This is a genomic window from Massilia sp. UBA6681 (genome assembly GCF_002454935.1).
Taxonomy (GTDB): Bacteria; Pseudomonadota; Gammaproteobacteria; order Burkholderiales; family Burkholderiaceae_D; genus Telluria; species Telluria varians.
In genome coordinates, this window is the sequence record NZ_DKJX01000085.1 from 3,029 (window position 1) to 24,855 (window position 21,827).

Below are 21,827 nucleotides of genomic sequence, written 5' to 3' on the forward strand. Positions count from 1 at the left end.
GGCGCCCTGCTGGTCGCCGTCACCGGCTATGGCCAGGACAGCGAACGCCAGCAGATCATGGCCGCCGGCTTCGACCACCACCTGGTCAAGCCGGTGGACATGGAGCGGCTCGGGGCGATCCTGGCCACCGTCTAGCGGAGCAGCTGCGTCGGCCCGTGGCCCAGCCGGGCCGCCAGGGCGCGCGCCTGCAGCTGCCGGTGCGCGGCCGCGCCCGCGGCGTTCGCAAGCGCACCTTGGCCTTGCGCGCCGGGCGTGCCGAGGTCGAGGATCGTGAGCTGCTCGAACAGCTGCGTGGCCTTGCCGGTCGAGTCCCTGACGCGCACGACGATGGTGTAGTCGCCGTTGGACGTGTAGGTATGGCTGGCGCGCACCTCGCCCTTGCCCCGGTATTCGCGCAGGCCCACCACCTGGGGGCCGCTGCCGTCGCCCCAGTCGACCGTCGCGCTGTGGGTGTCGCCCACGTTGCGGTCGCGGAAGGACAGCGTGATCTCGAGCGGCTGGTTCAGGCGCGGCTGTGCGTGCCGGATCGGCCCGAGCACCGGCGCATCGGTGCCGCCGCCGTTGGCGCGCAGGAGCACCACCCCGGCGTTGGAGCTGGCCACGATATCGCCGTTGTTCGAGACCGCAAGCGCCGAGTGCAGCACCAGGCCCGTGGGCGGGTTGAGCAGGCGCGTATTCAGGTCGACCGCGCCGCCGCGGGTCCAGCGATACGCGATATTGTCGCCCGGAGCGCGCTGCCCCAGGCCGACCACCACGCCGCGCTCGTTGGCGGCATTGGCTTCGGAGACCTGGAGCCCGCGCGGGTGCAGGTCGACCAGGCCGCGCGCCCGGGAAAACAGGAAGGCGCGGGGCGCGGGGTCGGAATTCCCGCTGACCCTGCGGCCGACCACTTCGCCGTTGCCGTTCAGCCCATGCGTGATGGTGCGCGCGCCGATACGCACCGCGCCCTTGCCCGGACTCCACAGGAAGGCGCTGAGCTCGGGGCTCAGCGTGTCGAGCATCCCGGCGATCTCCCCGCGGTTGTTGCCCGTCGAAGCGAATGCGAAGCGCTTGCCGAAGGGACCGAGGTCCATCGTCCGGCCGGCGGCGTCCCAGGCCAGCACGTTCGGCGCCCCGCCCGCCGCGTCTCCGGACCCGACGGTGACGTTGCCGTCGTTGATGTGGCTGGCATAGGTCGCGCCGATGCCCGCTGGCGCGGGCAGCTGGATCAGGCGGTTCGCCGCGGTCCAGCGCACGGCCCGGTTGGCGCCGTTCTCGGTCGAGAGCGCGGATCGTCCGACGATCTCCGAGTGATTGTTGATGGCCGTGACGAAGGTGGGACCGTCGCTGCTCAGGCTCGGCAAGGGAAGCAGGCCGCGTGACGCCGACCAGCGGAACGGCCGGAACGGGGTGCCTTCAGGCATCGCCGGCTCGACGATGCTGGCCGAGAAGGCGACTTCGCCCTTGTCGTTGAGATCGCCGAGAAAGGCGGTCCGGTTGTTCGGCGGCGAGATGTCGATCACGCGCGCACCGTCGAAATAGCCCACGTGCAGCAGGCCATCGAGGCCGAAGTACTCGAACGCGGCCTGGCCGCGGGCATTGATGTCGGCAACGAAGCCGAAGGTCCCGCCTGCAAGATTGACGATGCCATAGACGTCCCGGCCCTGGCTCCCGGCCTTGTGCGCTTCCTGCTCCCCTGGCGCGGCAAGAGCCTTGCCGCTGTTCTCGCCGGCACGGCTGCCGGCGGCCACCGCGCTCGCCAGCACCACCATGCCTGTTATCGTGGAAAAACGCCCTATCGAGAAATGTCGCATTGTCTGTCTCCGGTAGTGGTCTCATGCGCCTGCATGCGGCAGGACGAATGTAGAACGCCCACCGGGCGGACAGGACGAACTACCGCAAACGCGTTCGATGGCGCGACAGGAATGGACGCCGGCGTTTACAGCCGCGCCAGGGTGGCATCGTCCGGCTCGCCATCGAAATACTTGTCGATGCAGTCCTGGAAGACCGCTTCGTCCGGCGCGACGTCGGCAAACAGGGTCATCGACGAGCGGAACTTGAGGTCGTCGGGGTGGCCAAATATGTCTTCGGCCGTCAGCCCGTCACGCTTGGCCACGATGCCCGCGCACTCGCGCAGGCGCGCGCCCAGCACCGGATGCGCAAGGTAGGCGGCGGCCTCGTCGCTGGACGCGATCGCGTAGCGCTGCGCCATCTCGCTGCGGCCGAGCCCGGCAATCTGGGGAAAGATGAACCACATCCAGTGGCTGTGCTTGCGGCCGGCGCGCAGTTCGGCGAGCACCGTGGCGTACACCGGTTCCTGGGCCTGGACGAAACGTTCCAGGTCGAATTCATTGTCCATTGCAACACCTCCAGCTCCGACCATGCTACAACTTTGAGATTGTTTGCTAAAGTGCGTTCCATAGGACGCGCCAATGGACACCCATCATCTCTCTCTACTGCTCGTGCGCGACATGCCGTACGGGAAATACAAAGGCCACAAGATTGCCGACCTGCCGGGCCACTACCTGGGCTGGTTTGCCCGCGAAGGCTTTCCACGCGGCGAGCTGGGCCAGTTGCTGGCCCTGATGTACGAGCTCGACCATAATAATCTGCGCAGCCTGCTCGACCCGCTTCGTAGCCGCTAAGCAACAGCGCAGGCACCGCAGCAGTGCTTGTCGGATATACTGGCGGCGCCACCGTCTTATCGGAATTCGATGGAAAACGAACACGCTTCCCCTCCCCTCGTGCTGGTCGTCGAGGACGACGAGCACATCGCCCAGGTCCTGCGCTTCATGCTGGAGCGCCAGGCTTACCGCGTCGTCCACCTGGCCGACGGCCGCGCCGCGAGCGAACATTTCCGCGCTGCAGCCGAGCGGCCCGACCTGGTGCTGCTCGACGTCATGCTGCCCTACGTCGACGGCTTCGAGCTGGTACAGCTGGCGCGCGGACGCAGCGACTGGGCCGGCTTGCCGATCCTGATGCTCACTGCCAAGAATACCGAACGCGACACCGTGCGCGCGCTCGACGCCGGCGCCAACGATTTCGTCATCAAGCCTTTCCAGCCGAATGAACTGCTGGCGCGGGTCCGGCGTTTCCTGAAGACGGGCCCATGACCCCGAGCGCCTTGCCCGCAGGCGCCGGCGACACCTTCATTACCGTCGCGGTCTGGACCGGGACGGTCGCCCTCGTCCTGACCCTGTTGCTGGCCTTGCAGATCGTGCTGCTGCGTATCAGCCTGCGGCGGCGCGAACGCCGCGCGGCGCGCGCCGTCGCCCGCTGGCGCCCGCTGCTGAACCAGGCCATCGTCGGGGAAGAACCCGACTTGCCGACCTTGCGGCCGAACGAGCGCCTGCCCTTCCTGCACCTGTGGGCGCACCTGCAGGGTTCGCTGCGCGGCGAGGCCAACGAAGCGCTCAATGGCGTGGCGCGCCGGCTCGGCGTCGACACCCTGGCGCGCGGCATGCTCGCACGCGGCGCGCGCAATGAACGCCTGCTGGCCACCCTGGTGCTGGGACACCTGCGCGACCGCGCCGCCTGGCCGCAGCTGCTGCCGCTGGCCAGCGCCGCCGACAGCGTGCTCTCGCTGAGCGCGCTGTGGGCGCTGGTGCGGGTCGATCCGGAAGCCGCGGCCGACTACCTGACACCGCTGTTCATCGAGCGCGAAGACTGGGCGCTGTCGCACGTGGCCGGCATCCTGCAGCAGGCCAGCGGCCCGGTGGCGCAGGTGCTGGCGCGCATCCTGCCGGGCTTGCCCGAGGATCGGCTGCCGCGTGCATTGCGGATCGCCGAATCCCTGCGGGTCACCCTCCCGGCCGGGGTGCTCGCCGAGGCCCTGCGCAGCCCGTCAAGTAGCGTGGTGATCGCCGCGCTGCGCGGCGTGCTGACACCTGCCACCTTGTCTGAAGTGCGCACCCTGCTCGGCCATGAAGACTGGCAGGTGCGGGTGCAGGCCGCACGCGCCCTGGGCCGGGTCGGCGAGCGCAGCGACGCCGCCCGCTTGACCCGCCTGCTGGGCGACCCGCAATGGTGGGTGCGCTACCGCGCCGCCCAGGCGCTGCGTGAACTGCCGCTGCTGGCGCAGGCCGACCTGGACGCGGTGCGCGCCTCGCTCACCGACCGCTTCGCGCTCGACATGCTGGACCAGGTACTGGCGGAGGAGCAGGCATGACCGATTTCATCACCTGGTTCGTGTTCTGCTACTTTATCGCGCTCAACGGCGGATACCTGCTGCTGAACGCGATCGCGCTGCGGTCCCTGCGCGTCAAGGGCCAGGAACTGTTCATCGCCGACCTGCCGCGCGCCTATTCCGGCCTGGAGCCGCCGGTGAGCATCCTGGTACCGGCCTATAACGAGGAAGCCACCATCGCCGCCTCGGTCCGCTCGATGCTGCAGCTGACCTACGCCGAGTTCGAGATCATCGTCGTCAACGACGGCTCCAAGGACGGCACGCTGGAGGTGCTCAAGCGCGAGTTCGCCCTGCTGCCCTTCCCGGAAGCCTACCGGCGCCAGATCCCGACCGCCGAGGTGCGCGGCATCTACCGCTCGACGCGCTACCCGAACGTGCGCGTGATCGACAAGCTCAACGGCGGCAAGGCGGATTCCCTGAATGCCGCGATCAATGTCTCGCGCTATCCGCTGGTGTGCGGGGTCGACGCCGATTCGATCCTGCAGCGCGACAGCCTGGCCAAGGTCACCGAGCCCTTCCTGCGCGACCCGACCGTGGTGGCGGCCGGCGGCACGGTGCGGGTGGCCAACGGCTGCACGGTCAGCGGGGGCTTCCTCACCAGCGTCGGGCTGCCGAAAAACATCTGGGCCCTGTTCCAGGTGGTGGAATACCTGCGCGCCTTCCTCTTCGGGCGGCTGGGCTGGTCGTCGATGAACGGCATGCTGATCATCTCCGGCGCCTTCGGCGTGTTCCGCAAGGACGCGGTGGTGCTGGCCGGCGGCTACCGGGTCGATACCATCGGCGAGGACATGGAACTGGTGGTGCGCATGCACCGCCTGCTGCGCGAGAAGCGCCAGCCCTACCGCATCGAATTCGTGCCCGATCCGGTGTGCTGGACCGAGGCGCCCGAGGACTACCGTACCCTGAAGAACCAGCGCATCCGCTGGCAGCGCGGACTGGCCGAGAGCCTGAACGCCAACTGGGGCCTGGTCTTCTCGCGTAACGGCGGCGTGCCGGGCTGGGTGGCCTTCCCCTTCATGCTGCTGTTCGAGTGGCTCGGTCCGCTGGTGGAGATCGGCGGCTATGTGTTCATGATCTGGGCTTACTTCAGCGGCATGATTTCCTGGGAGGCCTTCGGCGCCTTCCTGTTCGTCGCCATCGGCCTGGGCATCCTGCTGTCGGCCTCCGGCCTGCTGCTGGAAGAGATGTCCTTCCACATCTACCCGCGCGGCCGGCAACTCTTGATGCTGGGACTGGTGGTGATCCTGGAGAACTTCGGCTACCGCCAGCTCAATTCCATCTGGCGCCTGACCGGCCTGTGGCGTTGGGCGATGCAGAAGGAGTCGAGCTGGGGCACGATGAAGCGCAAGGGCACTTGGCAAAGCCAGGACGGCCAAACGCCAACCGGCAAATGAGCGCGGCAAGCCGGCCGTCGTCGCTACACTGAAGGCCATGTCACGGCTTGCCTTACTTTTTCTCCTGTCGATGAGCGCTCCCGCCCACGCCGCGTTCCTGCACCTGTGTCCCGCGCAGTCGGCACCCGAGGGCGTCCCGTCCGCCAAGGCCCGTGGGGCCGACGGCAAGGAACTGCGCTTCGTCGTCACCAGCGCAGCAGCGCTGCCCGGCTGCCTCTCGCTCGCACTCGGCGCCGCCCAAGTCGAAACCCTGCACGTGCTGGGCGCGGACGCGACGCCGACGCCCACCATCCTGCTCCAGGGCGAAGCCAGGGACGGAGGCTTCGCTGTCAGCGAACAGACCCTGGTGCCTGACGGCGGCGAGCAGCCATCGAAGCCGGCGCCGATGCCGCTGCGGACCAACCTGCTGGACCGGATGCAGGTCCGTACCTATGGGGTCGAAGAACGGGTCCAGGCGCGCCTCGACCAGGGCCGCCTGCGCATCGACTGCCGCGCCGGCTCGCGCCCGGCGGGCGTGCTGCTCACGGGCCCGTGGACCATCCCGCGCCTGCGCGCGCAGCTGGTGGCCAGGCATTCCGGCAAGGGACAGTTCACCTGGCAGGCTGCGGACGCGGCAGGGGCGGCGCGCGAATCGGCGCTCGACATGGGCCAGCTTTCCGCCAAGGGCGGCGCCGGCAGCACACGCCTGGCCCTGCCGGCCGCCCTCGACCGGGGCAACTGGCGCCACTTCGTGCTCGCCTGCCCGGCCGCCGTCGGCAGCCTGGCGCTGGATTCCCTGGTGCTGGAACCGGATGCCCCGGACGCCGCGCCGCGCTCGACCTGGATCTGGGACCGCAGCGCCTGGCTCGAACGCGGCGAGGAACTGCTCGACTGGGCCGCGCGCGAGCGCATCGGCGAGCTGTTCATCGTGGTGCCGCTGGAACAAGGCCGCATCAAGGATCCGGAGCTTCTCTCCGCCTTCGTGCGCCGCGCCGGGCAAAGGGACGTCAAGATCAGCGCGGTGGAAGGCGACCCGCACATGGTGCTGCCGGGCGAGCGCGCCGCCACCGCCGCGCGCGCCCGCGCCTATGCCGCCTACAATGCCGTGGCCGAACCGGCAGCGCGCTTGAAGAGCATCCAGTTCGACATCGAACCCTACTTGCTGCCCGAGCACGTGCTGCCGGCCGCGCGCCTCGATGCAGAGTATGTGGCCACCCTGGCGGCGCTGCGCGAAGCGGCGGGCGGCATGCCGCTCGAGTTCGTAGTGCCCTTCTGGTGGGGCGAGCGGCAGGCGCTGCTGGACGGCCTGGCGCGGCATGCCGATGCGGTCTCGGTGATGGACTACCGCACCGATCCCGAGCAGATCCTCGCCTTCGCCATCCCCTTCCTGGATTGGGGAGCGGCCAGCGGCAAGCGCGTGCGCATCGCGCTGGAAGCCGGCCCGCTGCCGTTCGAGACCCAGCGCCGCTACCGCCGCGCACCGATTGGCGCCGCGAGCGACATGCTGCTGTTCACGATCGAAGGCCAGCAGGTAGCGGTGCTGCTGCGCCAGCCGCTCGCGCATCCGCGCGCCCTGCCCTACCAGTTAATAGATAGCCGCCCGATCGACGGTTCGGCCACCAGCTTCCACAAGAACAAGGACGCGCTGCGCGCCCTGCTGCCCCGCCTGGAGGCCGATTTCGGCGCCTGGCCAGGGTTCGCCGGGATCGCGCTGCACGAGTGGCGATGACGACGACTGATGTCGATCCCAGCCTGCTCGCCGCGCTGCGCGAGGCGCGCAAGCTCATGGTGCTGACTGGCGCGGGGATGTCCGCCGAAAGCGGCATTCCCACCTTCCGCGACGCCTTGACCGGCCTGTGGCGGCAGTTCGACGCGGCCTCGCTGGCCACGCCGGACGCCTTCCGGCGCGATCCCGCCCTGGTCTGGGGCTGGTACGAATGGCGGCGCATGAAAGCGCTGTCGGCCCGGCCGAACGCGGGACACGTCGCGATCGCGCGGCTCGCCAGCCGCATGGAACACCTGTCCCTGTTCACCCAGAATGTCGACGACCTGCACGAGCGTGCCGGCAGCCATGACGTGCAGCACCTGCACGGCAGTCTCCATCATCCGCGCTGTGCCGACTGTGCCCGTCCCTTCTCCCTGCCGGCGGCCGCGCCCGTGGAGCCCGAAGGCGGCCGGCGCCTGGCGCCGCCAAGCTGCCCGGCATGCGGCGGCCCGGTCAGGCCCGGCGTGGTGTGGTTCAACGAAGCGCTTCCCGAAGACGTCCTCGCGCGTGCATTCGATGCATGCGCCAGCTGCGATCTGCTGATCGTCGTCGGCACCTCGGGCACGGTCTATCCGGTGGCGCAGCTTCCCGAGGTGGCGCGCCGGGCCGGCAGCCGGGTCGTCCAGGTCAATCCGTCTGCCAGCGAGCTGGATCGCGTGTGCACGTGGAATGTGCGGGGAAGCGCCGCACAGGTGCTGCCCGCCTTGCTCGGCGGCGCATGGTGAGCGCCGGTTCCGGAGCCCTTCAGACCAGGCCGAACAGGTAATAGGCGCCGATCGCCACCAGCACGGCCGAGGTGCCGATCAGGACCGTGACGATGAAGATGTCGCGGTAGGCCTGCTTGTGTGTCAATCCGGTCACGGCCAGCAAGGTAATCACGGCCCCGTTGTGCGGCAGCGTGTCCAATCCCCCGCTTGCCATGGAAGCGACGCGATGCAGCACCTCGAGGGCAATGCCGGCGCCGTTCGCGGCGGCGATGAAGGTATCCGACAGGGCCGCGAGCGCGATGCTCATGCCGCCCGATGCCGAGCCTGTGATTCCCGCCAGCGCGCTGACACTGACCGCCTCGTTGAGCAGGGGATCGGGAATACGCTTGAGCAGCCCGGTCACGGCGGCGAATCCCGGCAATGCGGCGATGACGGCGCCGAATCCATATTCGGACGCGGTGTTCAGCGAGGCCAGCAGCGCGCCGCCCACGGCGCTGGTGGAGCCTTCCGCGAAACGCGCCGCGACCGGCCGGAACGCGAACAGCATGACCCACAGGATGCCTGCCGACAAGGCTCCCTCCACGGCCCAGATCGCGGCCAGCGGCGTCACCTGCACGGTCAGCGGCGTACCGGAGACGTCGATGGTAAGGGCGCTGCCGAAGTAGCGCGGAATGAGCTGGGTGAACAGCCAGTTCAGCAGGCCGACCAGAAACAGGGGCGAGACTGCCAGCAGCGGATGCGGCAGGCCCGCGCTGTCGATCGCCTCCGGCTCGTTGCGATGGCCGGCGCCGTAGCCCTCGCCGGCCGCTGCGGCGCTGCGGCGCCGGGCTTCCAGGTAAAAAATGCCCAGGACGACGATGAACACCGAGCCCAGCAGGCCGAGCACGGGCGCGGCCCAGGTCGTGGTGCCGAAGAAGCTGGTGGGAATGATGTTCTGGATCTGGGGCGAACCGGGCATGGCCGTCATGGTGAAGGTGAAGGCGCCCAGCGCGATCGTGGCCGGGATCAGGCGTTTCGGGATGTCGCCCTGCCTGAACATCTCCGCCGCGAACGGGTAGACCGCGAACACGACCACGAACAGGGACACGCCGCCATAGGTCAGCAGCGCGCACACCAGGACGATCGACAGGATGGCGCGCTGTTTCCCGACCAGCTGGATGACCGCGCCGACGATCGCCCTCGAGAATCCGGACAGCTCGATCACCTTGCCGAAGATCGCGCCGAGCACGAACACCGGGAAGTACAACTTGACGAAGGCGACCAGGCTTTCCATGAACACCCCGCTGAACATCGGCAGCACCGCCCCCGGATCGGTCAGCAGCACCCCGAGCAACGCGCACAGCGGAGCGAACAGGATCACGCTATAGCCCCGGTACGCGGTCAGCATGAGCAAGGACAGCGCAGCGAGTACGACGAGGATATCCAACACGGCCTCCCTCAAAAAGGACATCGTTCAGCCGTCCAGTATAGACGAGCCCGGGCACGGGACGGCGCCGTGAGATTTGGTGAACTTGTCCGGCCTGTTCAGGGGTAGAGTCGAGGCTTTGCGGCCACCCGAACGCCCGCGAGGCACCGATGCGTACTCCACCTGCCCATCCCCGCGTGGCCACGCGCGCCACGGCGGTACAACTCATGCGCGCCCGCCTGCTGCGCGAAGGCTTCCCGCGCGTCCAGATGTTCATCCTGGTATCGCTGACCGGGCTGGCCGGTTTCGGCGCCTCGGTGGCGATGCTCGCCGCCGGGGTCGACGCGATGGCGCTGCGCTATACGCTGGCGATGGGCGTGGCCTATATCGTCTTCCTGCTGCTCCTGTGGCTGTGGCTGCGCACCAGTGCGGCGGACTACCTCGACCCCGGATGGGTCGGCAATGCCGACGGCAGCGCGGCGGCGAAGGATGGCGCGGCCGACTTCAGCGGCGGCGGCGGCAGCTTCGATGGCGGCGGCGCCAGCGCCAACGTCGACTTCGGCACGAAGGACAGCGCCATCGGCGCCGTCGCGGACAGCCCGCTCGGGCTCGTGGCCGAGGCCGAGGAAGCCGCGGTTCCGCTGGTCGTGATCCTGCTCGCCGTGGGCATCGCGCTGTCTTCCCTGTTCGTGATCTGGTCGGCGCCGATCCTGTTTGCCGAGATCCTGGTGGACGCCCTGCTGGCCGCGGGCCTGTACCGGCGCCTGCGGGTGCTGGAGCCGCAGCACTGGATGCTCGCCGCCGTGAAGCGCACCATCGTCCCCTTCGTGCTGACCACCCTCACGGTGGCGGTCATCGGATGGGGCATGCAGGCCTATGCGCCCGAGGCCAGGTCGCTGGGCGAGGTTCTGTCCAGCCGCTAGGACGCTGCCGGCAGTTCCACCACGAAGCGCGTGCCGCGATCGGGCGCGGTGGTGAAGCCGATGGTCCCGCCGTGCTCCTCGATGATCGCCTTGCTGATCGCCAGTCCCAGGCCGGTGCCGCCGCGCGTGCGCGAGTCGGCCCCGTCGGCCTGGGCGAAGCGCTGGAACACGCGCTGCTGGAATTCCGGCGCGATGCCGGGGCCTTCATCGAGGACCAGCAGGCGGACCTTGCCGGGGGTGTGCGCCAGGCCCAGCGTGACGGACTTGCCCGCCGGGGTGAACTTGATGGCATTCGACAGCAGGTTGGTCAGCACCTGCTCCATGCGGTCGGCGTCGATGCTGGCCGCGATCCCGGCTGCGCCCGCATCCCAGTCGCTCAGCAAGCGCACCCCGGCCTTGCGGGCATGCCCTTCCATCGCCGCCAGCGCGCGCTCGGCCACCGGCAGCAGCGGCTGCGCTCTGGCCTCGAAGTGCATCTGGCCGGCCTCGATCTTCTGGATGTCGAGCAGGTCGTTGACCATGCGCACCAGCCGCTCGCTGCTCTGGCTGGCGATGGTGGTCAGGCGCAAGGCGTCCGGCGGCAGCTCGCCCGCCATGCCGTCGGCCAGCATCGCCAGCGAGGCCTGGATCGAGGTCAGCGGCGTGCGCAGCTCGTGCGAGACGGTCGAGATGAACTCGTTCTTCATCTGCTCGACCCGCTTACGCTCCGAGATATCGTGCAGGAACACGCTGAAGAAGGCGTCCTCGCCCTGGCCGGCCAGGGCCGCCGTCATCTCGATGGTGAACTCGCGCCCCTGGCGGTCGATGACCTTGCGCTCCAGGCGCTGGTCGAGCATGGCCAGGTGGCCGGTCTGGCGGAAGGCATGCAGGGCCTGCCCCAGGCTGGCGCGGTAGCGCTCCGGCAGCACCAGCTCGGACAGCGGCCAGCCCACGGCCTCGTTGCGGCCCCAGCCGAACATGCGCTCGGCCGCCCCGTTCCAGTCGAGGATGATGCCGCGCTGGTCGACCGCGATGTAGGCATCCTGGGCCGCTTCCACGATCGCATTGATGCGCTGCTCGCTGGCCTGCACCGAGGCCAGCGCGCGCTCCAGTTCGCGGGTGCGTTCCTCGACGCGCTGCTCCAGCGTGGCGTTCAGGTCGCGCAGTTCGGCCTGCTTTCGCACCAGGTCGCCCACCAGCCCGTTCAGGGCGGTCGACAGCGCCTGCACCTCGAAATAGTCGTTCGCGCTCGGCGGCAGCTGGAGTGCCTCGCCGCGTCCCAGGCGTTCGGCCGATTCGGCCAGCGCCCCGAGCGGACGGGTGATGCGGCGCGCCACCAGCAGGCCGGCCACGGAGAACAGCACCGCCAGCGCGGCACCGCTCCACAGCGCCTGCTCGCGCAGGCGGCGCACCGGCGCATAGGCATCCTCCACGTCCTGGCGCACCAGCACGGTCCAGCCGAGCCCGGGGTAGATGCCGCGGCCGACGGTGGCGCCGTAGCCGACCAGGTAGGACAGGCCGTCCGGCCACTCTTCGACCAGGTAGCCGGTGCGCTTCTGCTGCGCCAGCCGCAGGCTCTCCAACGCGATCTTCTTGCCCTGCAGTTCCGCGGGGCCGAGCAGAACCACGCCCTGCGCACTGACGATCAGGGCCTGCACCCGGCCGCGCGCCTGGACCGGCGCGATGATCGAGCGCTCGACGTCGCGCGCCCACTGCCAGGACAGGTGCACGCCCAGCACCCCGGCCGTCTTGCCGGCCAGGTCGGTAAACGGGAAGGCGACATCGACGAAGCGGCGCGGTTCGCCGTTCTCGCTCGGGAGCAGCTTGGCGAGCTTGACCGCCTCGTGCACGTCGCCGACGTTGACGCCCTCGAGGGCATTGCGGAACCACGGGCGCTGCGACACGTCCGCGCCTTCCAGCAGGCCGCGCGCCTCGACGATCACGCGGCCGTCGAGGCCGGTCAAGCCGATCCAGTCGTAGTAGCCGTAGGTCTCGCGCATGTCGGACAGCACCTGGCGCCGCTCGGCCGGCGCGATAGTGGCATCGCGCAGCGCGCGGCGCCGCGTCATCAGACTGACCTCGCGGTAACGCTCGGCCATTCCACGGTCGAGCTTGTCCGCGGTCTGGCGCGCCATCTCGCCCAGGTTGTTGCCGATGCTTTCCTTGACCTGTTCGGTCGATGAGCGCTCGATGACCACGACCAGCAGCAGGGTCAGGATCACGGTCAGAAGCGAAAAGGCCAGCGCCAGCCAGGCGCCGAGGCCGAGCCTGCGGTTTCGGGTGGCGGCGGATGGGGAGGTGTCCATGCTGGTTCGATGCTGAAACAATTGCGTCAGCGTAACATACGTCAACTCAACATACTATGAACAAGACCGTGGGCGTCGCACGGGGGAAACGGATTTCCTGTAAACTAGACCGCTACAGATTCGCACCATGCCGCAACAGCAAGAAATACCAAGAGAAACGCCATGCCGACCCCATCCTCCTCCACCGACCAGCTGCTCGATTACGTCACCTCGTGTGCCCTGCCGACCCCGTGGGCGCAGTTCACGCTGCACGCCTTCATCGAGCACTCCACCGGCAAAGAGCACCTGGCGATGGTACTGGGCGACATCGGCGACGGCGAGCCGGTGCTGGCGCGCGTGCATTCCGAATGCCTGACCGGCGACGTGCTGTTCTCGCAGCGTTGCGACTGCGGCGCCCAGCTCGAGGGCGCGCTGCAGCGGATCGCCGAGGAAGGGCGCGGCATCCTGCTGTACCTGCGCCAGGAAGGCCGCGGCATCGGCCTGGTCAACAAGATCCGCGCCTACCGCCTGCAGGAAGCCGGCGCCGACACGGTCGAGGCCAACCTGCAGCTGGGCTTCCATGCCGACGCCCGCAATTACGAGCTGTGCAAGCCGATGCTGGAACAGTTCGGCGTGCGTTCCCTGCGCCTGATGACCAACAACCCGCGCAAGATCGACGCCCTGACCCGACTCGGGATCGCGGTGGCCGAGCGCGTGCCGCTGCTGGTGAACCGCAACGCCTTCAACAACAGCTACCTGAATACCAAGCAGGCCAAGCTGGGCCACATGATGGGCCCGCTCGAGCCGGTCGCCGCGGCGCTGGCCGAGCCGGGCAACAGCTGAGCCCCCCCCCTGCTTCGCGTGATCGGGTCAACGGACCCGATCCCCATAACGCGCGCGCAGCCCCCGCGTCCGGTGGCAAGATAATGCTTCCTTCTTGCCATGATCGGAATGCATGAAACGGACCGCCGCCGCCCTCCTGCTTCTCTGTCTCGCGGCGGGCGCCGCCACGGCGCCGCCGGAACAGGCCAACCGCCCGCCCCCAACGCGCGCCGCCACGGCGCCTGCGCCGCCCCCGCACCTGTCCCCGAGCGATCCGCCCGGGACCACGCCCCCGGCACCGGCACCGGGCGAGGTCGATGCCCAGGACGCCCTGCCGCCGCCCTCCTCGGCCGCCCAGGACCTGTACTCGTCGGCGCGCGGCGACCTGCTGCAGATCCGCATGCTGCTCAAGAACGGCCGCACCCAGTCCACCGTCGGCTCGGGTTTCCTGGTCGGCACCGGGAACCTGGTGGTCACCAACTACCACGTGGTGTCGCAGATGGCGCTCGACCCCGACGTCTACACCGCCGAATACGTCGACACCGATGGCAACAGCGGTCCGGTCGAGCTGCTGGCGGTCGACGTGCTGCACGACCTGGCCGTCCTGCGCGTCAACCGTGAAGGCAGCGGCTTCTTCAAGGTGCCCGAACGCCCGGTGCGCCTGACCCAGGGGCAGCGCCTGTACTCGCTCGGCAATCCCCTCGACCTGGGCTTTGCGATCTCGGAAGGCGCCTACAACGGCGTTGTCACACGCAGCTTCTACGACCAGCTCATGTTCGGCGGGCCGATCAATTCCGGCATGAGCGGCGGGCCCAGCGTGACCGGCAACGGCACCGTGGCCGGCGTCAACGTATCCAAGCGGCGCGACGGCGAGTCGGTCAGCTTCCTGGTGCCGGTCAAGTACGTGCAGGAGCTGCTGCGCAAGGTCGAGAGCCAGCCGGCGCCGCCGAAGGATTTCAATCCCTTGATCGCCGCCCAGCTCTTGGCGCACCAGCGCGCCATGGTCGACCGCCTGCTGGAGGAGCCGCTGGCCATCAAGAGCATGGGACCCTACCTGGTACCGGTGCGCGAATCCGGCCAGTTGCGCTGCTGGGGGCGCTCGAACGTGAAGGCCGAGACCGCGTACACCTCGGACTCGATGAGCTGCGCGATGGAATCGGCGATCTACGTGTCCTCGACCCAGCAGACCGGCCACGTGGCGATGACCCACCAGTACATCCGGTCCGACAACCTGGCCCGCCTGCCCTTCGCGGCACTGAGCAGCCGCCTGTTCGGCGCGGCCAAGCTGGGCAACGCCGGCGACGCGCGCCTGACCAAGCCGGTGTGCACCGAACGCTTCGTGCACACCCGCACCCTGCCGCTGCGCGCCGTGACCTGCGTGCGCGCCTACCGCAAGTTCGAGGGCCTGTACAACTTCACGCTGCTGACCGCCAGCACCAATGCGGCCGAGTCGAGCCTGCAGAGCCGGCTGGACGTGTCCGGGGTCTCGTATGAAAACGGCATGCGCGTGACCCGCGCCTTCCTCGGCTCCTTCGGACGCAACATCCGGCGCGCGCCCGCCGCACCAGGCACGCCGGGAGGCCAGCGATGAACGGCCCCTGGACCGTCGAGATCCTGGCGCGCAACGGCGAGGTGCTGCACCGGCACCGCGCCGCCAGCCTGCCGATCCGCGTCGGCCGCGCCTACGACAACGACTTCATCCTCGACGACGAGTACGCCGCCGCGCACCACGCCGTCATCGAGCAGGGCCCGGATGGCGCGCTCGTGATGCGCGACCTCGGCACCCGCAATGGCTTGAACACCGGGCGCAAGCGGGTGCAGGAACTCACCCTTACGGGCGACACCGTGGTGCGCATGGGCCATACCTCGCTGCGCGTGCGCGCGGCCGATTTCCCGGTGCCGGCGGAACTGCGCGACCGCACCATGCACGGCTGGGAAGGGCTGGTGCCCGGTATCGTCGGCGTGCTGCTGGCCGGGCTGGTGGCCCTGTTCGTCACCTGGCTGTTCGACGCCGAGCCCTTCGAGCTGCTCAACTATGTGCTGGCTCCCGGCGCGGGGATCGGCGTGGCGCTGCTGTGGAGCAGCCTATGGGCCTTCATGAACCGCCTGTTCGGGCGCTATACGCGGCTGGGGCGGCACCTGTTCATCTTCGGCTGCGGCATGGCGGCGCTGGTGGGCTTCCGCCTGCTGGCGGCAGTCGCCGCCTATGCCTGGTCGCTCGAATGGCTCACCCGCTACGGTTCCCACGTGGCGGTGGCCACAAGCGCGGGCATCATCTACTTCCACCTGGCGACCATCAAGCCGCCGCTGCGCCGGCGCCTGCGCGCGATCTGCGCTTGCGCGGCGGTGCTGGCGTCGGGGCTGGTGCTGATCGTGAACCAGCAGCAGCACGGCCGGGTTGCGGACGAACTGTACATGGCGGTGCTGCTGCCGCCGGAGCTGCGCGCCAGTCCCGATGCGACGGTGGCGGAGTACATGGTCGACGTCGAGGCGATGCGCACGCAGCTGGAGGAAGAACGCGGGACTGCGCCTGCGGCGGGCGGAAACTGAGCAAGGCTTTGCAGCTTTGACAAGCAGCGGCGAATGCTGGATCATCGGGCATCTTCAGCCCGGCCAGCCCATGAAACCGACCCGCAGCGCCATCACCGCCGTCATCGCCTGGTTCCTGTTCTGGGCGCTGATGGTGCTGGTCGCCGTCGAGGACTACCGGCGCGACGGCGGCACGGCCTACTGGCAACCGGTGCTCTGGGAGACCTCCTCGGCCTGCGTCGCCACTTTCCTGCTGCTGCTCCAGCGCCGCGCCACCCGGCGCCATGACCACCTGATCGCCACGCCCTGGCGCTGGTTCGCCCTGCAGGCACGCATGCTGCCGCTGTTCTGGCTCGCCTTCGTGCCGCTGGTCTTCGGCGTACGCCATATCGTGTATGCGCTGGCCGGCACCGGTTACGAGCACGAGCCCTGGCTGCAGGTCTTCGTCTACGAGTCGCTCAAGCTCACCGTGTTCATCGGCCTGTTCATCGTGATCGGCTTCGGCCTGCTGTCCTACCGCGAACTGCTCGGCGCGCGTTTGCGGGCCGAACAGGCCAACGCCCTGCTGCGCGAGGCGCAGCTGCAGTCGCTGGCGCGCCAGATGCAGCCGCACTTCCTGTTCAACGCGCTCAATACCATTTCCTCGCTGATGCATACCGACGTGGCGCGCGCCGACGCCACCCTGGTGCAGCTGGCGGACCTGCTGCGCGCCGCCCTGGCGCTGGGCGAACGGCCGCAGGCCACGCTCGAGGAAGAATTACGGCTGGCGCGCGCCTATGCCGGGGTGATGGAAGGACGCTTCGATGGACGCGCCCGGGTCGACTGGCGCATCGACAGTGCGGTGCTGGACGTGCCGCTACCGGCAATGAGCGTGCAACCGCTGCTGGAGAACGTGTTCAAGCACACGGTCGAACGGCGGCGCGCTCCCACCCGCATCACGGTCAGCGCCGCACGCGATGGCGACGATTTCGTCCTGCGCGTCGAGGACGACGGCGGCATGCTCGGCAAGGATGCCGACTGCGGCGCGCCGGGCATCGGCCTGGCCAACCTGCGCGCACGCCTGGCGGGCCTGCACGGCGACGGCGCCCGCGTGACGCTGGCCCAGCTGCTGCCTTGCGGCGTACGGACCGAACTGAGGCTGCCATGCGCATCCTGATCGTCGACGACGAGCGCCCGGCGCGCGAACGGCTGCGCCGCATGCTGGCGCTGGAAGCCGGCATCGAGGCCATTGGCGAGGCTTCCGACGGCATCGAGGCGCTGCGGCAGCTGGCACAGTTCCGGCCCGATGCGCTGCTGCTCGACGTCGAGATGCCGGAGCTGTCGGGCATCGACCTGGCGGCCTCGCTGCCGGCCCCTGCGCCCCTGGTGGTGTTCGTCACCGCCTACGACGAATACGCGCTGCGCGCTTTTGACGCGAATGCCATCGATTACCTGCTCAAGCCCTTCGACCAGGCGCGCCTGCGGCGCTCGCTCGAGCGCCTGCGCGCGCGCCTTGCGGTGCAGTCCCTGGCTGTAGCGGCGGCGCCCGGCCTGCCGCCGCGCCAGCTCCTGGTGTCGGAGCGCGGCGCCACGCGCGTGGTGCAGGTGGCGGAGATCGAATGGCTGGAGACCGCCGACAACTACGTCGTCCTGCACACCCCCGACGGAGCGCCGCTGCTGCGCCAGACCCTGTCCGGGCTGCTGGCGCAGCTGGGCAGCGGCTTCGTGCGCTGCCACCGGCGCGCGGCGGTGCGTCCCGGCGCCGTCCAGCGCGTCAATCCGCTCGACAAGGGCGACTGCGAACTGGTGCTGCGCAGCGGCGCGCTGGTGCCCTGCAGCCGCCAGTACCGGGCCGCGCTCATGGAAGCACTCCAGGCCTGCTAGCCTGGCCCCCTCGGGTCCGATCCGCCCCATCCCGGACCCGCCTCGCCACAAAACGCTCGCCGCCGGCGGGTCGACACGCCATGCTCGCGCCATCACTTCAACAAGAGCGAGCCATGAACCCTCACCTTCCTCCATCCGCCACCCGCCTGTACTTCCTCGACTGGGTGCGCATCCTTGCCTTCTTCGTCCTGATCGTCTACCACGTCGGCATGTACTACGTGAGCTGGGACTGGCACGTGAAGAGTCCCTTTGCCGGCACCGGTCCCGAAGCCTTCATGAAGCTGTCCTCCCCGTGGCGCCTGAGCCTGCTGTTCTTCGTGGCCGGCGTCGGCGCCAGCCTGATGCTGCGCAAGCTCGGCAGCGCGTCCTTCGTGCGCCGGCGCAGCCTGCGCCTCCTGGCGCCGCTGGTGTTCGGCATGCTAATGATCGTGCCGCCCCAGCCCTATCTCGAAGTGGTCGAGAAGCTCGGCTATGCGGACGGCTATGGCGCCTTCATGGGACTGTACCTGCAGGCCTACAACGGTTTCTGCCGCGAGGATTGCCTGGTCCTGCCGACCTGGAACCACCTGTGGTTCGTGGCCTACCTGTGGATTTATACCGTGCTGCTCGGCGGCCTCGTTGCCGTGCTCGGAAGTCGCTTCGACCGCATCGCCGCGCATGCCGGAGCCCTGCTCCACGGCTGGAAACTGATCGCATTGCCGGCCGCACTGCTGGCCCTGGCGCGCATCAACCTGGTCGAGCACTTCCCGACCAATCACGCCGTGGTCGGCGACTGGTACAACCACGCGATGTCCTTCCTGTGCTTCCTGTTCGGGGCGCTGGTGGCCCGGGTGCCGGGATTCTGGACGCGTCCAGCGCTGCTGCGCTGGCAGGCGCTCGGCATCGCCGCCTTCGGGTGGGCGGCGCTGGTGACCTGGAGCGCGGCCTACGAGCTGCTTGCACCGCAGGCGAGAGAGACGCTCCGGCCCCTGATGTATGCGCTGTACGCCGTGCTGGCCTGGAGCGCGATCATCGCCGCCTGCGGTTTCGCCGCGCGCCACCTCGACCGTGACGGCCCTGCGCGGCGTTACCTGAACGAGGCGGTGTTCCCGGTCTATATCCTGCACCAGACGCTCATCGTCGTGCTGGCGCACGGCATGCAGCCGCTACGGATCGCGCCGGGCCTGGAAGCCCTCCTGTTGATCGTGCTGACCCTGACCCTCAGCTTCGGCGCATTCGAACTGATCAGGCGCGTGCGCTGGTTGCGCCCACTCTTCGGGCTGGCGCCCCGCACCCTAGGGACCGCGCCGGCAGCGGCCCCGGCGCCGGCGCAGCCCGCCCATGCGCAGGCCGCCGCCGGCTAGCGTAGAAGCCGGGAGCGTTCAATGGGTCTGGGCGCCCTCCGGTCGGCCGCCCTGGCTGCTGCGGGCTTGCTGCCCGCCTTGCCCCGCGCCCTGCTGCCCGCGCTGTGGCTCGCTGTTGCCGCCCGCCGTGGCGCGCGCCTCGCCGTTGGGCCGTGCAAACGGATCGGCGACGTTGCGCATCGCCTCCTGCTGGTTGCGGATATTGCGCTCGGTTTCCTCGGCGGTGCTGCGCGCCACCTCGTCGACCAGGGCACGCGCGGTGCGCGAGGTGTTCTGCACGTGCTGCTCGGTCACGCGCGCCAGCTCGACCTGGGAGTCGGCGGCCAGGCGCGAGATGTGCTGCTGGTAGGCGCGCAGCTTCTCGGTGGTGGGCTGAGCCCGGGCCGAGGCGGCGCTGAACAGCTCGGTCTGGCGGTCGGTGCTCAGCACCTGCTGGCTCGCCAGGGTGCCCTCCTCGACCAGGGTCTGGACCAGCTGGATGTTCAGGTCGCACATCTGCTGGAAAGAGCGGAACATCGATTTGGACATATCGTTGAGAAACGCGGTCTGCGCCTCCACGTGGGAGCGCACGGCCGGGGTGTGCGGAAAGAAGTACATGCGTTGACCTCCGTATGTGCTTGCAAGGAAAGGCACGCCACGGCCGGCAAAGCGGTCCGTGGCACGAAGGTAGAAGGCTAAAGAGGGGGCCAGGTGCGCGTTTGATGTAAACCAAACGTGCGCTGGCCAGACTTCATCGCCGGGCCGGCGCGGCGGGCAGTTCGGCGCCGCAATCCTTGCAGAAGTGCGCACCGCCCTCATGACCGGTACTGCCGCAGGCCGCGCAGGCGCGCTCGAGGCGCGCCGGACCGTGGCGGCGGTCGACCCGGCGCGCCGTCATCTCGGCGGTGACGATGCCGGTCGGCACTGCCAGGATGCCCCAACCGAGCAGCATCATGAAGGAGGCGATGCCCTTGCCGAGCGTCGTGTGCGGCGTGATGTCGCCGTAGCCGACCGTCGTCATGGTGACGATGGCCCAGTACATGGCGGTCGGGATGCTGGTATAGCCGTGCGCCGGCCCTTCGACCACGTACATTACGGTTCCCATGATCAGCACCACCATCAGCACCACCGACAGGAAGACCATGATCTTGCGCCGGCTGGCCGCGAGCGCCTCGCCCAGGCGGGTGTATTCCTCGATGTACAGGGTCAGCTTGAAGATGCGGAATATGCGCAGCAGGCGCAGGATGCGGATGTCGAGCAGCGCCTGGCTGCCCGGCACCAGCAGCGAGACGTAGGTAGGCAGCACCGACAGCAGGTCGACCAGGCCGAAGAAACTGGTGGCATAGCGCAGCGGATGGCGCACGCACAGCAGGCGTGCGAGGTACTCGGCGCTGAACAGCAGCGTGAAGAACCATTCGAGCACGCGCATGGTCGGCGCGTAAGGCACGCCGATCGCGGGCACGCTCTCGAGCACCACCACCAGGATGCTGAGCAGGATCGCGGCGATCAGCACGATGTCGAAGCGGCGCCCGGAAGGCGAATCGCTGAGGAAGATCAGGTCGTACATGCGCCCGCGCCAGCCGTCCGCGCGGCCGTAGCGCAGCAGCGCCTTGTCGGGGCGGCGAGCCGGCCCCGCCCCGGCTCCTCCGTTCCTTCCCGCTTTCATCGCGCTTGCGGCGCTGCGCCCGTCCCCGGTTCGGCGACATGGTAGGCCGCACCCTTGAGCTCGACGGTATTGCGCTCGGGGTCGAGCAGGTAGATCGAGGGACCGTCGCCTTCGGCGCCGTAGCGCGTTTCGACCGGACCGGCAGCGACCCCGTGCGCCTCCAGGTGGCGCCGGATCGCCGCTTCGTCGAAGGGCTCGACGCGCAGGCACAGATGGTCCAGGTTGCGTCCGCCCACGCCCGGCGCCGCGCCGCCTTCGCGCCCGAGCCGGCTCTCCACCGGCACCAGGTCGATCAGGGAATGGCCAGCGCGCAGCTGGACCAGGCCGATGTCGTCGAGGCGGCGCTCGACCCGGCAGCCCAGCACCTCGCCATAGAAGGCGATCATGGCCTCCAGGTCGGTCACGCGCAGCACGATGTGGTCGAGCCCGCGTACCGGGATCGGGTGATCACTTGGCATGGCGCTCGACCCAGGCGGCGAAGGTGTCGATGAAGGTCTGGAAGAAGGCGCGGCTGGAATCGTCGATGAGCCGCTCGCCCTCGTATTTGCCCGCCACCTGCCCGACATAGGCTTCCGGCGCCGGCATGCAGGGCATGTCCAGGAAAGGCAGCATCTGGCGCAGGTGATGATTGGCGCCGAAGCCGCCGAGTGCGCCGGGCGAGACGCTGACGATCGCGCAGGGTTTGCCGGTCCAGGCCGCCTTGCCGTAGGGGCGCGAGCCGACGTCGACCGCATTCTTCAGGGCGCCCGGCACCGAGCGGTTGTATTCCGGGGTGCAGAACAGGATGCCGTCGGCCTGCCGGATGCGGTCGCGGAAGGCGGTAAAGGCGGCAGGCGGGTTGTCGGTCTCGTCGTCCTGGTTGTAGAGCGGCAGGTCGCGGATGTCGACGATCTCCATGTTCAGGCTGCCTGGGGCCAGCTCGATCATCGATTGCGCTACCTTGCGGGTGAACGAGTCCTTGCGCAGGCTGCCGACGATGATGGCGATGTTCCGTGTGCTCATGTTCTTCCTTTCGGGTTCGGT

The 21,827-nt window shown here is 69.0% G+C and carries 21 protein-coding genes; 13 read left to right on the top strand and 8 right to left on the bottom strand.

Annotation, left to right across the window (positions count from 1 at the left end):
* Positions 1-131: 131 nt before the first annotated feature.
* Positions 132-1,793, bottom strand: a complete 1,662-nt coding sequence (locus tag B2R83_RS14875) for a PKD domain-containing protein (RefSeq protein ID WP_292042763.1) — start codon at positions 1,791-1,793, stop codon at positions 132-134.
* Between the two features lie 125 nt (positions 1,794-1,918).
* Positions 1,919-2,338 carry a DUF1810 domain-containing protein gene (locus tag B2R83_RS14880; RefSeq protein ID WP_209586005.1) on the bottom strand — a complete coding sequence of 140 codons (420 nt, stop codon included), beginning with the start codon at positions 2,336-2,338 and terminating at the stop codon, positions 1,919-1,921.
* A gap of 73 nt (positions 2,339-2,411) precedes the next feature.
* Between B2R83_RS14880 and B2R83_RS14885 the strand changes: the two genes are divergently transcribed.
* The 6 genes from B2R83_RS14885 to B2R83_RS14910 all read left to right on the top strand — a co-directional run bounded on the left by B2R83_RS14885 (position 2,412) and on the right by B2R83_RS14910 (position 8,028).
* Positions 2,412-2,624: a DUF3820 family protein gene (locus B2R83_RS14885; RefSeq protein ID WP_027863848.1), complete on the top strand. Its 213-nt coding sequence runs from the start codon at positions 2,412-2,414 to the stop codon at positions 2,622-2,624.
* A 69-nt stretch (positions 2,625-2,693) separates the two neighbouring features.
* On the top strand, positions 2,694-3,092 hold the full coding sequence (locus B2R83_RS14890; RefSeq protein WP_292042769.1) for a response regulator transcription factor: 399 nt from the start codon (positions 2,694-2,696) through the stop codon (positions 3,090-3,092).
* On the top strand, positions 3,089-4,147 hold the full coding sequence (locus B2R83_RS14895) for a HEAT repeat domain-containing protein (protein ID WP_292042770.1): 1,059 nt from the start codon (positions 3,089-3,091) through the stop codon (positions 4,145-4,147). The genes B2R83_RS14890 and B2R83_RS14895 overlap by 4 nt, the downstream gene beginning before the upstream one ends.
* Positions 4,144-5,559 carry a glycosyltransferase family 2 protein gene (locus tag B2R83_RS14900; protein WP_292042772.1) on the top strand — a complete coding sequence of 472 codons (1,416 nt, stop codon included), beginning with the start codon at positions 4,144-4,146 and terminating at the stop codon, positions 5,557-5,559. Before B2R83_RS14895 ends, B2R83_RS14900 begins: the two co-directional genes overlap by 4 nt.
* 37 nt (positions 5,560-5,596) lie before the next feature.
* Positions 5,597-7,267, top strand: coding sequence for a hypothetical protein (locus B2R83_RS14905; protein ID WP_292042774.1), 1,671 nt, complete (start codon positions 5,597-5,599; stop codon positions 7,265-7,267).
* The gene (locus tag B2R83_RS14910) at positions 7,264-8,028 is read left to right on the top strand and encodes an SIR2 family NAD-dependent protein deacylase (protein WP_292042775.1); all 765 of its coding nucleotides are present in this window, start codon (positions 7,264-7,266) and stop codon (positions 8,026-8,028) included. Before B2R83_RS14905 ends, B2R83_RS14910 begins: the two co-directional genes overlap by 4 nt.
* 19 nt (positions 8,029-8,047) lie before the next feature.
* Here B2R83_RS14910 and B2R83_RS14915 read toward each other — a convergent pair whose 3' ends face one another.
* Positions 8,048-9,436, bottom strand: coding sequence for a GntP family permease (locus tag B2R83_RS14915; protein ID WP_292042777.1), 1,389 nt, complete (start codon positions 9,434-9,436; stop codon positions 8,048-8,050).
* Between the two features lie 149 nt (positions 9,437-9,585).
* Here B2R83_RS14915 and B2R83_RS14920 point away from each other — a divergent pair, with 149 nt between their 5' ends.
* Positions 9,586-10,338 (top strand): hypothetical protein, encoded by a 753-nt coding sequence (locus B2R83_RS14920; protein ID WP_292042778.1) that lies wholly within the window; start codon positions 9,586-9,588, stop codon positions 10,336-10,338.
* Here the strand turns inward: B2R83_RS14920 and B2R83_RS14925 are convergent.
* The gene (locus tag B2R83_RS14925) at positions 10,335-12,623 is read right to left on the bottom strand and encodes a sensor histidine kinase (RefSeq protein ID WP_292042779.1); all 2,289 of its coding nucleotides are present in this window, start codon (positions 12,621-12,623) and stop codon (positions 10,335-10,337) included. The two genes, B2R83_RS14920 and B2R83_RS14925, sit on opposite strands and share 4 nt — an antisense overlap.
* Before the next feature lie 162 nt (positions 12,624-12,785).
* Between B2R83_RS14925 and ribA the strand changes: the two genes are divergently transcribed.
* The 6 genes from ribA (at position 12,786) to B2R83_RS14955 (ending at position 19,159) form a co-directional block, all read left to right on the top strand.
* Positions 12,786-13,445: a GTP cyclohydrolase II gene (gene ribA / locus B2R83_RS14930; protein WP_292042782.1), complete on the top strand. Its 660-nt coding sequence runs from the start codon at positions 12,786-12,788 to the stop codon at positions 13,443-13,445.
* Positions 13,446-13,557: 112 nt separating this feature from the next.
* A complete protein-coding gene (locus B2R83_RS14935; RefSeq protein ID WP_292042783.1) occupies positions 13,558-15,015 on the top strand; it encodes a S1 family peptidase in 1,458 nt (485 codons plus the stop codon).
* Entirely contained in the window at positions 15,012-15,974 is a 963-nt protein-coding gene (locus B2R83_RS14940) for an FHA domain-containing protein (protein ID WP_292042785.1), read from the top strand. Before B2R83_RS14935 ends, B2R83_RS14940 begins: the two co-directional genes overlap by 4 nt.
* A gap of 70 nt (positions 15,975-16,044) precedes the next feature.
* Complete coding sequence (locus tag B2R83_RS14945) at positions 16,045-17,109, top strand: sensor histidine kinase (RefSeq protein WP_292042788.1); 1,065 nt, start codon at positions 16,045-16,047, stop codon at positions 17,107-17,109.
* Positions 17,097-17,816, top strand: a complete 720-nt coding sequence (locus B2R83_RS14950) for a LytR/AlgR family response regulator transcription factor (protein ID WP_292042790.1) — start codon at positions 17,097-17,099, stop codon at positions 17,814-17,816. Before B2R83_RS14945 ends, B2R83_RS14950 begins: the two co-directional genes overlap by 13 nt.
* A 113-nt stretch (positions 17,817-17,929) precedes the next feature.
* Positions 17,930-19,159 carry an acyltransferase family protein gene (locus B2R83_RS14955; RefSeq protein ID WP_292042792.1) on the top strand — a complete coding sequence of 410 codons (1,230 nt, stop codon included), beginning with the start codon at positions 17,930-17,932 and terminating at the stop codon, positions 19,157-19,159.
* 18 nt (positions 19,160-19,177) lie between these two features.
* On the opposite strand, the gene B2R83_RS14960 is transcribed toward B2R83_RS14955, so the two are convergent.
* From B2R83_RS14960 to B2R83_RS14975, 4 genes are all read right to left on the bottom strand, one after another.
* Complete coding sequence (locus tag B2R83_RS14960) at positions 19,178-19,756, bottom strand: phasin family protein (protein WP_292042794.1); 579 nt, start codon at positions 19,754-19,756, stop codon at positions 19,178-19,180.
* A gap of 133 nt (positions 19,757-19,889) precedes the next feature.
* Positions 19,890-20,804 (bottom strand): ion transporter, encoded by a 915-nt coding sequence (locus B2R83_RS14965; protein ID WP_414674431.1) that lies wholly within the window; start codon positions 20,802-20,804, stop codon positions 19,890-19,892.
* Positions 20,801-21,262 carry a VOC family protein gene (locus tag B2R83_RS14970; RefSeq protein WP_292042797.1) on the bottom strand — a complete coding sequence of 154 codons (462 nt, stop codon included), beginning with the start codon at positions 21,260-21,262 and terminating at the stop codon, positions 20,801-20,803. Before B2R83_RS14970 ends, B2R83_RS14965 begins: the two co-directional genes overlap by 4 nt.
* The gene (locus B2R83_RS14975; RefSeq protein WP_292042800.1) at positions 21,252-21,806 is read right to left on the bottom strand and encodes an NADPH-dependent FMN reductase; all 555 of its coding nucleotides are present in this window, start codon (positions 21,804-21,806) and stop codon (positions 21,252-21,254) included. The genes B2R83_RS14970 and B2R83_RS14975 overlap by 11 nt, the downstream gene beginning before the upstream one ends.
* Positions 21,807-21,827: the final 21 nt, after the last annotated feature.

What these genes read in the sequence shown, in the direction of transcription:
- B2R83_RS14875 (WP_292042763.1), bottom strand. Translation starts at nt 1,793, where the DNA reads ATGCGACATTTCTCGATAGGGCGTTTTTCCACGATAACAGGCATGGTG.
- B2R83_RS14880 (WP_209586005.1), bottom strand. Translation starts at nt 2,338, where the DNA reads ATGGACAATGAATTCGACCTGGAACGTTTCGTCCAGGCCCAGGAACCG.
- B2R83_RS14885 (WP_027863848.1), top strand. Translation starts at nt 2,412, where the DNA reads ATGGACACCCATCATCTCTCTCTACTGCTCGTGCGCGACATGCCGTAC.
- B2R83_RS14890 (WP_292042769.1), top strand. Translation starts at nt 2,694, where the DNA reads ATGGAAAACGAACACGCTTCCCCTCCCCTCGTGCTGGTCGTCGAGGAC.
- B2R83_RS14895 (WP_292042770.1), top strand. Translation starts at nt 3,089, where the DNA reads ATGACCCCGAGCGCCTTGCCCGCAGGCGCCGGCGACACCTTCATTACC.
- B2R83_RS14900 (WP_292042772.1), top strand. Translation starts at nt 4,144, where the DNA reads ATGACCGATTTCATCACCTGGTTCGTGTTCTGCTACTTTATCGCGCTC.
- B2R83_RS14905 (WP_292042774.1), top strand. Translation starts at nt 5,597, where the DNA reads ATGTCACGGCTTGCCTTACTTTTTCTCCTGTCGATGAGCGCTCCCGCC.
- B2R83_RS14910 (WP_292042775.1), top strand. Translation starts at nt 7,264, where the DNA reads ATGACGACGACTGATGTCGATCCCAGCCTGCTCGCCGCGCTGCGCGAG.
- B2R83_RS14920 (WP_292042778.1), top strand. Translation starts at nt 9,586, where the DNA reads ATGCGTACTCCACCTGCCCATCCCCGCGTGGCCACGCGCGCCACGGCG.
- B2R83_RS14925 (WP_292042779.1), bottom strand. Translation starts at nt 12,623, where the DNA reads ATGGACACCTCCCCATCCGCCGCCACCCGAAACCGCAGGCTCGGCCTC.
- ribA (WP_292042782.1), top strand. Translation starts at nt 12,786, where the DNA reads ATGCCGACCCCATCCTCCTCCACCGACCAGCTGCTCGATTACGTCACC.
- B2R83_RS14935 (WP_292042783.1), top strand. Translation starts at nt 13,558, where the DNA reads ATGAAACGGACCGCCGCCGCCCTCCTGCTTCTCTGTCTCGCGGCGGGC.
- B2R83_RS14940 (WP_292042785.1), top strand. Translation starts at nt 15,012, where the DNA reads ATGAACGGCCCCTGGACCGTCGAGATCCTGGCGCGCAACGGCGAGGTG.
- B2R83_RS14945 (WP_292042788.1), top strand. Translation starts at nt 16,045, where the DNA reads ATGAAACCGACCCGCAGCGCCATCACCGCCGTCATCGCCTGGTTCCTG.
- B2R83_RS14950 (WP_292042790.1), top strand. Translation starts at nt 17,097, where the DNA reads ATGCGCATCCTGATCGTCGACGACGAGCGCCCGGCGCGCGAACGGCTG.
- B2R83_RS14955 (WP_292042792.1), top strand. Translation starts at nt 17,930, where the DNA reads ATGAACCCTCACCTTCCTCCATCCGCCACCCGCCTGTACTTCCTCGAC.
- B2R83_RS14960 (WP_292042794.1), bottom strand. Translation starts at nt 19,756, where the DNA reads ATGTACTTCTTTCCGCACACCCCGGCCGTGCGCTCCCACGTGGAGGCG.
- B2R83_RS14965 (WP_414674431.1), bottom strand. Translation starts at nt 20,804, where the DNA reads ATGAAAGCGGGAAGGAACGGAGGAGCCGGGGCGGGGCCGGCTCGCCGC.
- B2R83_RS14970 (WP_292042797.1), bottom strand. Translation starts at nt 21,262, where the DNA reads ATGCCAAGTGATCACCCGATCCCGGTACGCGGGCTCGACCACATCGTG.
- B2R83_RS14975 (WP_292042800.1), bottom strand. Translation starts at nt 21,806, where the DNA reads ATGAGCACACGGAACATCGCCATCATCGTCGGCAGCCTGCGCAAGGAC.